The organism is Achromobacter sp. RT286_PF (assembly GCF_059760425.1).
Map to the genome: position 1 here is coordinate 32,426 of NZ_JCBAMR010000034.1, position 14,291 is coordinate 46,716.

The following is a 14,291-nucleotide window of genomic DNA, read 5'->3' on the forward strand; positions in this document are numbered from 1 at the left end:
GACCATGCGCGCCGACGACGAGGCCCTGATCCTGGCCTGCATCCCCAGCCTGCGGCGTTACGCCCGCGGGCTGACGGGCGACCCGCACCGGGCCGATGACCTGGTGCAGGACACGTTGGAGCGCGCATGGAGCCGCTTTTCCCGCTGGCAAAAACGCGGCGAGCTACGCGCCTGGATGTTCGGCATCATGCACAACCACTTCATCGACGGCGTGCGCGCCACCAACCGGCGGGCCGACCAGACCGCGCCGGGCGACTTGCCCGACGCGCCGGTGCGCGCCACGCAGACCGACCATCTGGAGGTACGTGATCTGGACCGCTGCCTGCAAGCCTTGCCTCCCGAGCAGCGCGAAGTGCTATTGCTGATTTGCGTGGAAGACCTGTCCTACCAGGAAACGGCCCAGGTGCTGGACGTGCCCCTGGGCACCGTCATGTCGCGCCTGTCACGCGCCCGTGAAAAACTGGGCGCGTTGATGCAGGGTCGAGACACGGTCAACCGGCTGCATCGCGTGAAATGACATGAACGACAAATCCCTTCATCCGGTTCCGAACACCGGCAGCCCCATCACCGAAGCCGATCTGCATGCCTATGCGGATGGCCAACTGCCGCCCGCGCGGCATGCCGAAGTGGACGCGTTCCTGGCCACGCATCCGCAGGACCAGACCCGAGTGTCTGACTGGCAGGCGCAGCGCCGCGCGCTGCACGCGCTGCTGGACCCGGTGCTGGATGAACCCCTGCCCTTGCGGCTGCCCTTGAAAGCGCCCGCGCGGCAGTTCCCATGGCGCGCGCTGGCGGCCAGCGTGTTGATCGCCACCGTGAGCGCCGGCGCGGCCTGGACGGCGCGCGGCGCGATGGACGCCCAGCGCATGCAAACGGTATTGGCCACCGCCAGCCCGGAACGCGCGGCGGGCGGCTATGCCCAACGCGCCGCCATCGCGCACGCGGTGTACGCGCCGGACATGGGCCGCCCGGTTGAAGTGGGCGCCGACAACGAAAAAGGCCTGGTTACGTGGTTGACCAAGCGCATGGGCGCGCCGGTGCGCGCGCCGTCCTTATCGCAGGCGGGTTATGAACTGGTGGGCGGCCGCTTGCTGCCCGGCGGCTCGGGTCCGGTCGCACAGTTCATGTACGGCGCGGCCGATGGGCAACGCCTGACGCTGTACGTTACGCGCGAAGCCGCGGGCGGGCAGACCGCCTTCCAGTTCACGCAGGAAGGGCCGGTCCGGGTGTTTTATTGGGTGGAAGGCCAGTTTGGCTATGCCCTGTCCGGCGCGGTCAGCCGCGACGAACTGCAACGGGTATCGCAAGAGGTCTACCGGCAGTTGCAGGGCTAGCCCCCGCCCTGGCGCGCTTCATGCAGCATGTGCAGCGTGATCTTGCGCACTTCCGCCTTGCTCATTTCGATATGCGAACGCAGCATGCGCGCGGCCTCGTCGCCGCGCCTTGCCAGCACCGCGCGCAGGATCGCCGCGTGTTCGTCGTAGGTGGCATCCACCCGAAAATCCTTGGTGAAATCCAGCCGCCGCACGATGCGGATCTTCTCGGTGACGTCGCGGTGTATCTGCGCCATCTCGGGGTTGCCGGCGGCGGCTACCAGCGAACAATGAAACGCCTCGTCCAGCTGCGCCACCAAGCGGCCATCCAGAATGCGCTGCGGCGGCGGCACCAGCCACACGTCTTTCAACGCACCCAGGATGCCGGAGTCGTCCATCGGCTCGCGCGTGCATAGCTTGTCCACCGCCGCCTGCTCCAGCACCACGCGCACGTCGTACAGCGCCTCGAAGCGTTCGAAATCAAACGGCCGCACCTGCCAACCGCTGCGCGGGCGCGCCAGCACGAAGCCTTCGCGCTCCAGACGCGCCAGACCCAGCCGCACCGGCGTGCGGCTGACGCCCAGCCGCGTCACCAGATCGGCCTCGGTAAAGCGTTCGCCCGGCAGCATGCGAAAGTCGAACAGGTCGTCCTTGATGCGCTGGTACACCTGGTCGGCCAGCGATCCGGCCAGCGCCGGCGCGGGCCGGATCGCCGGGCTGACCTGAACGGATTCCAGCCGCATCATCCCGCCACGGTGCAAGTGGCGTCTTCGGCCAGCACCACCAGCGGGTCGCCCGCGTTGACGGGCTTGCCCGGCACGCAGCGTATCGCCGTGACCGTGCCCGCTGCGGGCGCGATGACCGACAGCTCCATCTTCATCGCTTCGACGACCACCAGCGTGTCGCCGGCCGATACGCTCTGCCCTACCTGAACCGGTATCTTCCAGATGTTGCCGCACATGTCGGCGCTGACCAGGCGTTCGCCCTCGCGCAGCGCGGTGTCGGCCTCGGGCTCGGGCGCGGCGGCGGGTTGCTCGGCCGCCACGTCTTCCGTTTTCCACAAGGCCACTTCGGCATCGAACGCACTTTTCTGACGCGTCTGGAACAAGGCGATGCTGTCGGCCTGCTCGGCCAGGAAGCGCTGGTGCGCGGCGAAGTCAAAGACTTCTTCTTCGATGCGCACCGTGGCGCGCCCTTCGCGGAAGTCTTCGCGCAACACGTCCAGCTCTGCTTCGGTCACCGGGTAGAAACGCACCTGGTCGAAAAAGCGCAGCAGCCACGGCTTGCCGTCCTGGAACACGGGGTTTTTCAAGAACTTGTTCCAGATCGGCAAGGTGCGGCCAACCAGCTGATAGCCGCCGGGCGAATCCATGCCGTAGATGCACATGTAGACGCCACCGATGCCCACCGTGCCCTCGGCCGTATGGGTGCGCGCGGGGTTGTACTTGGACGTCAGCAGGCGGTGTCGCGGGTCGATCGGCACGGCGCATGGCGCGCCCAAGTACACGTCGCCCAAGCCCATGATGAGGTAGCTGGCGTCAAACACGATGTCGCGCACATCGTTGCGGCTGGCCAGCCCGTTGATGCGCTGGATGAAGTCCACATTGTTCGGCAGCCACGGCGCGTTGGCGCGCACGGTTTCCTGGTAGCGCTGCACGGCGCCCAGCGTGGCCGTATCCTCGAACGCCATCGGCAGGTAGACCACGCGCGTGGGCACTTTCAGCGTGGCCACGTCCGCCAGCCCCGCTTCGATCTTCAGCAGGCGCTCGATTAGCGCGCCTTGCAGGATCTGACGGCTGTCATAACGAATCTGCAACGAGCGCACGCCCGGCGACAGCTCTTCCACCCCGTGAATCGGATCGGCGTTCAGCGCTTCCATCAGCAGGTGGATACGCATGCGCAGCGCCAGGTCCAGCACGTTGTCGCCGTATTCCAGCAGCAGATAGCCGTCGCCCGCCTGGCGATACGACACTGACGGGCGCGCGCCCTCGGCAGGCAGCGCCGCCACGATGGTCTCGGACACGGTGGACGGCACGGGGCTGGGCTGGGTCGCGGCGGGCGCCACGCCCGCCAGCGCAGCCACGCTTTGGACCTGCGCCGCTTGCAGCGCCACCGCCCGCGGATAGTCCATGCGCACGAAGCGGATGCGGTCGCCGGGCTTGACCTGCCCCACCTTCCACAGCTCGGCGCTGGCGATGGTCACGGGGCACACGAAGCCGCCCAGGCTGGGGCCGTCGCGCGTCAGGATGACGGGGCTGTCGCCAGTGAAGTTGATGCTGCCGATGGCGTATTCGCAATCGTGGATGTTGGACGGGTGCAAGCCCGCCTCGCCGCCGTTCTCGCGCGCCCAGGTCGGCTTGGGGCCGATCAGGCGCACGCCCAGGCGGTTCGAGTTGTAGTGCACTTCCCAATCCGCCGCGAAGAACGTGTCCATCGCTTCGGGCTGGAAGAAATCCGGCGCGCCATGCGGGCCGTACAACACGCCGATTTCCCAGGTGTTGCCATACGCGGGGATCAAGTCGGCTGGTGCGGGCTTGGGTTCGGCCAGCGGCGCAGTGGCCGTCGCATCCAGCTCGGGACGCACGATGGCCAGCATGTCGCCCACGCGCAGCGTGCGGCCGGCATGGCCGCCGAACTGACCCAGCGCAAAGGTCGAGCGGCTGCCCAGGTAGACGGGCACGTCCAGGCCGTTGCGCACGGCCAGATAGCTGCGGCAACCGGACAGCGCGCGGCCGGTGGCCAGCACCTGGCCCGAACGCACGGCAATGGGTTGCCACATCGGCACCGGTTCGCCGTCCAGCGTGGCCGCGCACTCGGCGCCCGTCAACGCCACGATGGTGTCGCCATGAAAGCGCAGCGTCGGGCCGACCAGCGTGGCCTCGATGCCCGCCGCGTCCGGCGCGTTGCCGACGATGCGGTTGGCCAGCCGGAACGCGTAGTCGTCCATCGGGCCGGACGGCGGCACGCCGATGTCCCAGTAGCCCGTGCGGCCTGGATAATCCTGCACGCTGGTGTAGGTGCCCGCTTCCAGCACTTCGATGGCGGCGGGCCGATACGCAAAGCTCTCCAGGAAACGCGTAGACAGCATGCCCGCGCGGAAACGTTCGTCGGCCACGATCTGGCGCAGGTAGTCCAGGTTGGTGGAGATGCCGTGCAGACGCGTGCGCGCCAGCGCGTCGGCCAGCTTGTCCAAGGCCGCATCGCGCGTGTCCGCATGCACAATTAGCTTGGCCAGCATCGGATCGTAGAACGCGGGCACCTCGGTGCCGGTCGCCACCCAGCCATCGACGCGCACGCCCTCGGGAAAGAACACTTCGGTCAGCACGCCCGGCGACGGTTGGAATTGGCGCAACGGGTCTTCGGCATACAGGCGCACCTCGATGGACGCCCCTTGCGGCGCGCGCGACATCGCGGCGATGTCCAGCGCTTCGCCTGCCGCCACGCGCAGCATGCATTCCACCAGGTCCAGCCCCGTGACGGCTTCCGTGACGGGGTGTTCGACTTGCAGACGCGTGTTCACTTCCAGGAAATAAAAACTGTCGCGCGCCGGGTCGTAGATGAATTCAACCGTGCCGGCGGACCGGTAGTTCACCGACTCGCCCAGCTGTACGGCGGCGGCCAGCAGCGCCGCGCGCGTTGCGGCCGGCAGCAGCGGCGCGGGCGTTTCTTCGATCACTTTCTGATTGCGCCGCTGCACCGAGCAATCGCGTTCGCCCAGCGCCAACACGCGGCCCGCGCCGTCCCCGAAGATCTGCACTTCCACGTGCCGCGCGTTATCCACATAGCGTTCGATAAACGCGCCGCCATCGCGGAAAAAATGTTCGCCCATGCGCTGCACGCTGTCGAACGCCACGGTCAGTTCCGCTTCGTTCTCGCAGCGCGACAAGCCAATGCCGCCACCGCCAGCCGTGCTCTTGAGCATGACGGGGTAGCCGATGCGCTCGGCCTGCGACAAGGCTTCGCCCAAGCTGGCCAGCAAGCCCGTGCCCGGCGTCATCGGCACGCCCGCTTCAGCGGCCAGTTCGCGCGAGCGGTGCTTCAAGCCGAACTCGCGAATCTGCAAGGGCGTGGGGCCCACGAACGCGATACCGGCCGCCTCGCAGGCCTCGGCGAATTCAGCGCTTTCCGACAAGAAGCCATAGCCGGGGTAGATGGCTTGTGCGCCGTGCTCGCGCGCGGCGGCCAGCAGCAGGTCCATGCGCAGGTAGCTGTCGGCGGCTTTTTCGCCGCCCAGGGCCACGGCCACGTCGGCTTCGCGCACGTGCGCGGCGTTGCGGTCGGGGTCGGAATACACGGCCACGCTGCGGATGCCCAGGCGCTTCAGGGTGCGGATGGCGCGGACGGCGATTTCGCCTCGGTTGGCAATCAGAACGGTATCGAACACGGTTCGGCTCCCAGTGGCTTGATGGGGTTAGCGGGGGGTAGCGGCGTTGGCGGACAGGCTGGCCAGATACGCGCGCCAACCGCCAAACGCGGTGATGTCACGCGCGCCGTCCAGGCCGCGCGGTTCGCAGATAAAGCCCTTGACCAGCCGGCCGTCTTCCAGCTCCAGCGTGCCGATGCCCAGGGGCGCGGGGATTTCGGCCACGAAGGCGCCGAACGCCGTCACCGGCACGTCCCACAGTTCCACCTCGATGGGGGCACCGGACTCGGACTTCACCAGCCCGGGCTTGGGCGGCGTGGTGTTGGCCAGTGCATACAAGCGGTAGTCGCTTGCGGTGCGCGTCTTTTCCACCAGCACTGCGTGGCGCGAGGTCAGTTGATGGTTCAGCGGCATGCCGGTCAGGTGTGCGCCCACGACCGCGACGCGCACCGTATCGGCGGGCGCGCGCGCGGCGTCGATGCCGGCGGGCAGCGGTGCGCCGGTAGCGCCCAGGGAAAGCCCGCGTTGCGCTTGCCACAAGCGGCCAAACTGTGCCAGCGCGCGGTCCTGCCAGGCCAGGCCGATCACGGTAATGCCCGACGGCAAGCCGTCGGCGCGCATGCCGGCGGGCAAGGCCAGCGCCGACAGGTCGGCCAGGTTGGCAAAGTTGGTGTACACGCCCAGACGCGAATTCAGCGTGACGGGGTCGGCCTGCAACTGGGCAATGGTGTAGATCGACGGCGAGGTCGGCACGACCAGCGCGTCGAACCCGGCCAGTGCCTGATGAATCTGCCGCGTCAATTCCGCGCGGCGGTATTCCGCCTTGAACGCATCCAGCGCGGTGTAGTTCGCGGCCTGCTCGACAATGCCGCGCACGACGGGGTTGATCGCGTCGGGCTGCGTTTGCCACAAGTCTTCCACGGCCGCGAAACGTTCCGCCACCCACGGCCCTTGATACAGCAGCGCGGCCAGCTCATTGAAGGGGGCAAAGTCAATGGCCTGCACTTGCGCGCCCGTGTCCTTCAAGGCGCGTACGGCGTCCTCGAACACGGCGGCGGCCTGCGCATCGCCAAAAAATTCCAAGGTGGCGGGCACCGCCAGCTTGGGCGCGCGCGGCCACGGCAGCGAGGCGCCGGCCGGCATCTGGCGCGAATACGGATCCCGTTCGTCGTAGCCGCCCGCAACCTCAGCAACAAGTTCGGCGTCGGCCACGGTCAGCGCAAAGATCGACACGCAATCCAGCGTGCGGCACGCCGGCACCACGCCCGCCGTGCTGAGCCAGCCCTTGGTGGGTTTGAGGCCCACGATGTTGTTGAACCCGGCCGGCACGCGGCCCGAGCCGGCGGTGTCGGTGCCCAGCGAAAACGCGGCAATGCCGCGCGCCACCACCGAGGCGGACCCCGAGCTGGAACCGCCGCTGACATAGTCGGGGTTGAACGTGTTGGCCACCGCGCCATGCGGCGAGCGCGTGCCCACCAGGCCGGTGGCGAACTGATCCAGATTGGTCTTGCCGATCAGGATGGCGCCGGCCGCGCGCAGGCGCTGCACCACGGTCGCGTCTTCCTGTGCGGTGTAGGCAAATTCCGGGCAGGCCGCCGTCGTGGGCCAACCCGCCGCGTCGATGTTGTCCTTGATGGCGAACGGCACACCGTACAGCGGCAGGCGCGTCATGTCGCCGCCCACGGCGGCCAACATCAGGCGCAGGCCATCCAGTTGCTCATCCAGCGTGGCGCGGTCCACGCGGCAGATCCAGGCATTGTCCACAGGCCCGTCTTGCGGCGCGGCGTAATCGGCCAGCAGCACGTCGGGCTGCGCGCCGGTGTCGCGGTAGGCGGCCTGCCATTGCGCGATGGTCCAACCAATGGGGCTCGTCTGGGTTGCTGCGGCATTCATGCTGGAATCCTTTCTTGTATACAAGTACGGATTCCCAAGCAATAGCCGTGCCATGTTGGCGGACTGGCGGCGTTTCCCTCTGGCGCGCGGCGCATGGCCCCACGCAATGGCCGTCGCGCACCCACTGCGCTCGCATCACGCGCACCGCAAGCGGGCAGGACACGCACCTGTTTTGTGCACGCGGCACTGTTTTGATCCGGCCGCGACCGCCGAGCCACGCACGCCGGCATTCGCGTAAACACCCCCTCTTCATACAGCGGCCCGACGCGCGCCACGCACTTGGCATGCCTTTTGCTTTGAGGTCCTTGTTGTCAGGTGTTGTTAGAGATCGTTCCTGCCGGTGCGTCCGGCACATTCCATCCAGGAGTCACCATGAAACGCAGACTAGCCTTGAAGCAACTGACCGCCATGAGCCTGTTGGCCATGTCCGGTTGGATGCCGCAGGTATTCGCCGCCGAAGACACCATCAAGGTCGGCATCTTGCATTCCCTGTCGGGCACCATGGCCATCTCGGAGACGTCGCTCAAAGACGTCGCGCTGATGACCATCGACGAAATCAATGCCAACGGCGGCGTGATGGGCAAGAAGCTGGAAGCCGTGGTGGTGGACCCCGCGTCGAACTGGCCGCTGTTCGCCGAGAAGTCGCGCCAGCTGCTGTCGCAGGACAAGGTGGCAGTGGTGTTTGGCTGCTGGACGTCGGTGTCGCGCAAGTCGGTGCTGCCGGTCTTCAAGGAACTGAACGGCCTGTTGTTCTACCCGGTGCAGTACGAAGGCGAAGAGCTTGAGAAGAACGTGTTCTACACCGGCGCCGCGCCCAACCAGCAAGCGATTCCGGCCGTGGAATACCTGATGAGCGAAGACGGCGGCGGCGCGAAGCGCTTCGTGCTGCTGGGCACCGACTACGTCTATCCGCGCACCACCAACAAAATCCTGCGCGCCTTCCTGCACTCCAAGGGCGTCAAGGACAGCGACATCGACGAGGTCTACACGCCGTTCGGCCATTCCGACTACCAGACCATCGTGGCCAACATCAAGAAGTTCGCCACCGGCGGCAAGACGGCCGTCATCTCGACCATCAACGGCGATTCCAACGTGCCCTTCTACAAGGAGCTTGGCAACGCCGGCCTGAAGGCTACCGACGTGCCGGTCGTGGCGTTCTCGGTGGGTGAAGAAGAACTGCGCGGCGTGGACACCAAGCCGCTGGTCGGCCACCTGGCCGCGTGGAACTACTTCCAATCGGTGAAGAACCCGGTCAACGAGGAATTCATCAAGAAGTGGAAGGCCTACGCCAAGGCCAAGAACCTGCCCAACGCCAGCACGGTCGTGACCAATGACCCGATGGAAGCCACCTACGTCGGCATCCACATGTGGAAGCAGGCCGTGGAACAGGCCAAGACCACCGATGTGGACAAGGTGATTGCGGCAATGGGCGGCCAGAAGTTCAACGCGCCCGACGGCTACACCATCGAAATGGACAAGACCAACCACCACCTGCACAAGCCCGTCTACATCGGCGAGATCAAGGCGGACGGCCAGTTCAACGTGGTGTGGAAGAGCAAGGGTCCGATCCGCGCTCAACCCTGGAGCCCGTACATCCCGGGTAACGAAGGCAAGCAAGGCCTCTAAGGGAAACAGCAGCCATGCACATCGCGGCAATCGCACACGTTTTGCGTCGTCTTCTTCTTGCGTGGCTGCTTGCCATGCCGCTGCTGGCCGCCCCCGCGGCGGCAGCGGGCGTGGACCCGGCCCTGCTTGCGCCGCTGGCCGGCGACGACACGGACGCCAAGCTGCAAGCGATTGCCGCGCTGGGCCAGCTGCCCGAACCCGGCGCCGCGGCCGTCTTGCAGGCGCTGGGCAATGACCAGCTTTATGCCACGCCGGATGGACGCGTGCTGATCGGCATCGACAGCGCGCGCGCCACCGATCCGACAACCGGCGCGGCCGTGGACCTGCCTTCGGGTTCCGGCACCGTCAGCATCAACAACCGCCTGCGCCGCGCCATCGAGGCCGCGCTGGCGGGTTCCCGCTTGTTTTCAGACAAGCCCGATGAACGGCTGGACGCCGCGCGCCGCTTGCAGCAGACCGGCGACCCCGCCCGCCTGCCCATGCTTGAAAAGGCGCTGGCCTCCGAAAAGAACGACGCCGTGCGCGACGCGCTGTTGATCGCGCAGGCCAACCTGGAATTGAAAAGCGCCGACCCGGCCAAGCGCCGCCATGCCGTGGAACTGCTGGGCAACACGCGCAACGCCGCGTTCCGCCCGACGCTTGCCGCGCTGATGCAAGAGCGCGACGGCGCATACACCGAGCCGGATGCCGGCGTGCGCGAGGCCGCGGCCACCGCGCTTAAACAGATCGACCGCCACCTGGCCACGATTGAATGGGCGGGCAACCTGTTCTACGGCATCAGCCTGGGCAGCGTGTTGCTGCTGGCGGCGTTGGGGCTTGCCATCACCTTCGGTCTGATGGGCGTCATCAACATGGCGCACGGCGAATTGCTGATGATCGGCGCGTATGTGACCTACGTGGTGCAGTCGCTGTTTCGCGCCTGGCTGCCGGGCTGGCTGGACTGGTACGTGGTGGCGGCGCTGCCGCTGGCTTTCGTCGTGACGGCGCTGGTCGGGATGGCGCTGGAACGCACCGTGATCCGCTGGCTGTACGGCCGGCCGCTGGAAACGCTGCTGGCCACGTGGGGCATCAGCCTGATGCTGATGCAAGGCGTGCGCACGCTGTTCGGCGCGCAGAACGTGGAAGTGGGCAACCCCAGCTGGATGTCCGGCGGCATCACGGTGCTGGGCGGCCTGGTGCTGACCTACAACCGGCTGGTCATCATCGGCTTTGCCTTCTTTGTGGTGTTCCTGGTGTGGGTGCTGCTGAACCACACGCGCCTGGGGCTGTTCGTGCGCGCCATCACGCAGAACCGGCGCATGGCCGATTGCGTGGGCGTGCCGACCGGACGCGTGGACATGCTGGCCTTCGGCCTGGGCTCGGGCATTGCGGGCCTTGCCGGCGTGGCCTTGTCGCAGCTGGGCAACGTGGGGCCCGACCTGGGGCGCGGCTACATCGTCGACTCTTTCATGGTGGTGGTGCTGGGCGGCGTGGGCCAGTTGGCCGGCACCGTCATCGCGGCCATGGGGCTGGGCGGCGTCAACAAATTCCTGGAGCCCTATGCGGGCGCCGTCATGGCCAAGATCACCATCCTGGTGCTCATCGTGCTGTTTGTCCAAAAGCGGCCGCAAGGCCTGTTCGCCCCTCGCGGCCGGAGCGTTGAATGAAACAGACCGCGCTGACCGATCTGACCCTGCTGACCCGCCGCCCCCTGTTCTCGGGCCGCGCGTGGACGGCCCTGGCCGTGGCGGCCGCACTGCTGGCGCTGCTGCCGCTGCTGAACCTGGTGTTTCCGCCCGGCCATGCGCTGCACGTGTCCGCGTATGCCGTGGCGCTGCTGGGCAAGTTCATGTGCTACGCGATGGCGGCGCTGGCGCTGGACCTGGTGTGGGGCTACGCCGGCATCCTGTCGCTGGGCCACGGCCTGTTCTTTGCACTGGGCGGCTACGCGCACGGCATGTATTTGATGCGCGCCATCGGCCGAGACGGCGTCTACCAAAGCAACCTGCCCGACTTCATGGTGTTCCTGGATTGGAAGAGCTACCCCTGGTACTGGTCCTTCACCGAGCACTTCTGGTACGCGATGCTGCTGGTGGTGCTGGTGCCCGGCGTGCTGGCCTTTGTGTTCGGCTACTTCGCCTTCCGCTCACGCATCAAGGGCGTGTACTTTTCCATCATCACGCAGGCGCTGACGTTCGCCGCCATGCTGCTGTTCTTTCGCAACGACACGGGCTTTGGCGGCAATAACGGGTTTACCGATTTCAAGCGCATCCTGGGTTTTGACATCACCGCGCCGGGTACGCGCGCCGCGTTGTACTGGATCACGCTGGCCGCGTTGGCGGGCGCGTTGATCCTGGCACGCGTGGTCACGCAATCCAAGCTGGGCCGCGTGCTGACCGCCGTGCGCGATGCCGAAAGCCGGCTGCGTTTCATCGGCTACGACCCCTTGGGATTCAAGCTGTTCGTGTGGACCTTGTCGGCCGTGTTGTGCGGCATCGCCGGCGCGCTGTACGTGCCGCAGGTGGGCATCATCAACCCCAGCGAAATGTCGACCGAGACCTCGATTGAAATGGTGATCTGGGTGGCCACCGGCGGGCGCGGCACCTTGATCGGCCCCATCATCGGCGCGGGCGCGGTCAATGGCTTGAAGACCTGGTTCACCAGCGTGCTGCCGGAATTCTGGCTGTATGCGCTGGGCCTGATCTTCGTGCTGGTGACGCTGTTCCTGCCCACCGGCATCGTGGGCCTGGCCCGCCGCATCATGGCACGCTTGCAGGAGAAGAAGGCATGACCAGCACGCACACCGAACAGGCCATGCTGGACGGCGGCCCCAGCGGCGATGCCGGCTACGGCCGCGTCAGCCCCAAGGGCCTGGACACCAGCCACGGCGCCATCCTGTACCTGGAAGGCATCACCGTCAGCTTCGACGGCTTCAAGGCGCTGAACGACCTGACGCTGGACATCGGCGTGGGCGAACTGCGCTGCATCATCGGCCCCAACGGCGCGGGCAAAACCACGATGATGGACGTCATCACCGGCAAGACGGGGCCCACGGCGGGCACCGCGTTTTTTGGCCAGAGCATAGACCTGACAACCTTGAACGAAGCGCAGATTGCGCACGCGGGCATCGGCCGCAAGTTCCAGCGCCCCACGGTCTTCGAACAGCACAGCGTGTTTGAAAACCTGGAGCTGGCGATGAAGACGGACAAGCGCGTACGGCCCACGCTGTTCTCGCGCCTGAGCAGCGAGCAGGCCGACAAGATCGGCGAAACGCTGGACCTGATCCGCCTGCGCACGGAAGTGCGGCGCCCGGCCGGCCTGCTGTCGCACGGGCAGAAGCAGTGGCTGGAAATCGGCATGCTGCTGATGCAAGAGCCGCAGCTGCTGTTGCTGGACGAACCCGTGGCGGGCATGACCGATGCCGAAACCGAACGCACCGGCGAACTGCTGAACGAGCTGCGGGGCCGCCATTCCTTGATGGTGGTGGAACACGACATGGACTTCGTCAACCAGATCGCGGGCACGGGCAAGGTGACGGTGCTGCACGAAGGCTCGGTGCTGGCCGAAGGGCCGATGAGCAAGGTGCAGGCCGACCCGCGCGTGATCGAAGTCTACCTGGGGCGCTAAAGATGCTGGACGTAAGCACGATCAACCAATACTACGGCGGCAGCCACACGCTGCGCGGCGTATCGATGTCGGTGCGCCAGGGCGAATGCCTGGCGCTGCTGGGCCGCAACGGCGTGGGCAAGACCACCTTGCTGAAATGCGTGATGGGCGTGTTGCCCGTGGCCAGCGGCAACATCGCTTTCGACGGTGCGGACATCACACGGCTGGCGCCGCACCAGCGCGCCGCGCGCGGCATGGCCTATGTGCCGCAGGGCCGCGACATCTTTGCGCGGCTGACGGTGGAAGAGAACATCCTGATGGGCATGGCCACCAAGCCCGCCGCGCGCGCGCGTCGCATCAAGGAAGAGGTGTTTGAACTTTTTCCCGTGCTCAAAAGCATGCTGTCGCGGCGCGGAGGCGACCTGTCGGGCGGCCAGCAGCAACAGCTGGCCATTGCGCGGGCGTTGGTGGCCGAGCCCAAGCTCATCATCCTGGACGAGCCCACCGAAGGCATCCAGCCGTCCATCATCAAGGACATCGCGCGGGTGATCCACATGCTGCGCCAGCGCGGCGACATCGCCATCCTGCTATGCGAGCAGTACTTCGATTTCGCGCGCGAGCTGGCGGATCAATTCGTGGTGCTGTCGCGCGGTGAAGTGGTGGCCAGCGGCGACCGTAGCGCCATCGACGGCGACGACGTGCGGCGGCATCTGTCGGTTTGAACCGGCCCCGCGCCGGGCCATGCGGCGGGCCATCCTCCCGGCCGTGCACCTGGCCGCGCCGCAGGCAAAGCGCCGGAGCAAAGCGCGTTGAGATTCTTTTGATTTTGCGCGCGCATCGGAAAACTGCTCCGATATAATCCGGCTCCATGTGCTTCGCTACTTTCCTGACCCGCCCCACCGTGTGGATCGCGCTTGCCGCGATCCTGTGGGCGTCGTTGGCGCCGTCGCTAGCCCATGCCCTGAGCCTGTCTCCCGACGGCCATCACATCCATCGCATCCAGGTCGATGTCTGCGCCGGTGGCGCGGATGACAGCGCCACGATGACGCTGGACGTCGTGCACGATGGCCCGCACGACGCTTCGCAAGACAGTCATGCCGGCGACGGCCATGGTGACAACCACCATTGTCCGCTGTGCCGTAACCCCCATGCCGACGTCGGCATCCTGCCCACGCCCGTGCCGGTGCTGCCCGTTCCCGTGGGCCGCGCCACGACCTACCCGCCGCTGTTCTTCCTGGCGGCAAACCCCCTTCATGCCTGGAGCGCGGTTCAGCCGCGCGCACCGCCCGCCAACTAAGCTGGCGCTGAGTCAACCGCCCACACGTTCGCAGCTTCCTTGGTGGTCCCTTCTTGGCCCCTTGGTGTCCCGTCGTGGCCCCTCGTGGCCCGCTGAGTGCGCAGCACGACCCATCGCCCAGCTTGCCGTCTTTAGCCGACCCACCGTCTTCGCGCCTTGATGCGCGAGGCATGGCGACGTCGTCATCCAGACCTTGAGCCTTCCCCGCGCACCG

At 66.7% G+C, this 14,291-nt stretch carries 11 protein-coding genes; 8 read left to right on the forward strand and 3 right to left on the reverse strand.

Going from position 1 to position 14,291, the window contains the following annotated elements; all coding sequences use genetic code 11:
- The first annotated feature begins 4 nt into the window (after positions 1–4).
- Together AC6LJY_RS22080 and AC6LJY_RS22085 are read left to right on the forward strand one after the other, a co-directional pair.
- Positions 5–517 (forward strand): RNA polymerase sigma factor, encoded by a 513-nt coding sequence (locus AC6LJY_RS22080; RefSeq protein ID WP_498136770.1) that lies wholly within the window; start codon positions 5–7, stop codon positions 515–517.
- Position 518: 1 nt separating this feature from the next.
- Positions 519–1,334 carry an anti-sigma factor family protein gene (locus tag AC6LJY_RS22085; RefSeq protein ID WP_120156771.1) on the forward strand — a complete coding sequence of 272 codons (816 nt, stop codon included), beginning with the start codon at positions 519–521 and terminating at the stop codon, positions 1,332–1,334.
- On the opposite strand, the gene AC6LJY_RS22090 is transcribed toward AC6LJY_RS22085, so the two are convergent.
- From AC6LJY_RS22090 to atzF, 3 genes are read right to left on the reverse strand one after another with little or no spacing between them, the layout of a single operon-like run.
- Entirely contained in the window at positions 1,331–2,059 is a 729-nt protein-coding gene (locus AC6LJY_RS22090; protein ID WP_046805201.1) for a GntR family transcriptional regulator, read from the reverse strand. The genes AC6LJY_RS22085 and AC6LJY_RS22090 overlap by 4 nt on opposite strands.
- The gene (gene uca, locus AC6LJY_RS22095; RefSeq protein ID WP_498136771.1) at positions 2,056–5,697 is read right to left on the reverse strand and encodes an urea carboxylase; all 3,642 of its coding nucleotides are present in this window, start codon (positions 5,695–5,697) and stop codon (positions 2,056–2,058) included. Before uca ends, AC6LJY_RS22090 begins: the two co-directional genes overlap by 4 nt.
- 27 nt (positions 5,698–5,724) lie before the next feature.
- Positions 5,725–7,569 carry an allophanate hydrolase gene (gene atzF / locus AC6LJY_RS22100; RefSeq protein ID WP_498136772.1) on the reverse strand — a complete coding sequence of 615 codons (1,845 nt, stop codon included), beginning with the start codon at positions 7,567–7,569 and terminating at the stop codon, positions 5,725–5,727.
- Between the two features lie 372 nt (positions 7,570–7,941).
- Here atzF and urtA point away from each other — a divergent pair, with 372 nt between their 5' ends.
- The 6 genes from urtA (at position 7,942) to AC6LJY_RS22130 (ending at position 14,077) form a co-directional block, all read left to right on the forward strand.
- The gene (gene urtA, locus AC6LJY_RS22105) at positions 7,942–9,195 is read left to right on the forward strand and encodes an urea ABC transporter substrate-binding protein (protein ID WP_046805198.1); all 1,254 of its coding nucleotides are present in this window, start codon (positions 7,942–7,944) and stop codon (positions 9,193–9,195) included.
- 14 nt (positions 9,196–9,209) lie between these two features.
- A complete protein-coding gene (urtB, locus tag AC6LJY_RS22110; protein ID WP_498136773.1) occupies positions 9,210–10,841 on the forward strand; it encodes an urea ABC transporter permease subunit UrtB in 1,632 nt (543 codons plus the stop codon).
- A complete protein-coding gene (gene urtC / locus AC6LJY_RS22115) occupies positions 10,838–11,965 on the forward strand; it encodes an urea ABC transporter permease subunit UrtC (protein WP_046805196.1) in 1,128 nt (375 codons plus the stop codon). Before urtB ends, urtC begins: the two co-directional genes overlap by 4 nt.
- Positions 11,962–12,801, forward strand: coding sequence for an urea ABC transporter ATP-binding protein UrtD (gene urtD / locus AC6LJY_RS22120; RefSeq protein WP_498136774.1), 840 nt, complete (start codon positions 11,962–11,964; stop codon positions 12,799–12,801). The genes urtC and urtD overlap by 4 nt, the downstream gene beginning before the upstream one ends.
- 2 nt (positions 12,802–12,803) lie before the next feature.
- Positions 12,804–13,502, forward strand: a complete 699-nt coding sequence (urtE, locus tag AC6LJY_RS22125; protein ID WP_314365005.1) for an urea ABC transporter ATP-binding subunit UrtE — start codon at positions 12,804–12,806, stop codon at positions 13,500–13,502.
- Between the two features lie 146 nt (positions 13,503–13,648).
- On the forward strand, positions 13,649–14,077 hold the full coding sequence (locus tag AC6LJY_RS22130; RefSeq protein WP_485858213.1) for a DUF2946 family protein: 429 nt from the start codon (positions 13,649–13,651) through the stop codon (positions 14,075–14,077).
- The last annotated feature ends 214 nt before the right edge of the window (positions 14,078–14,291 follow it).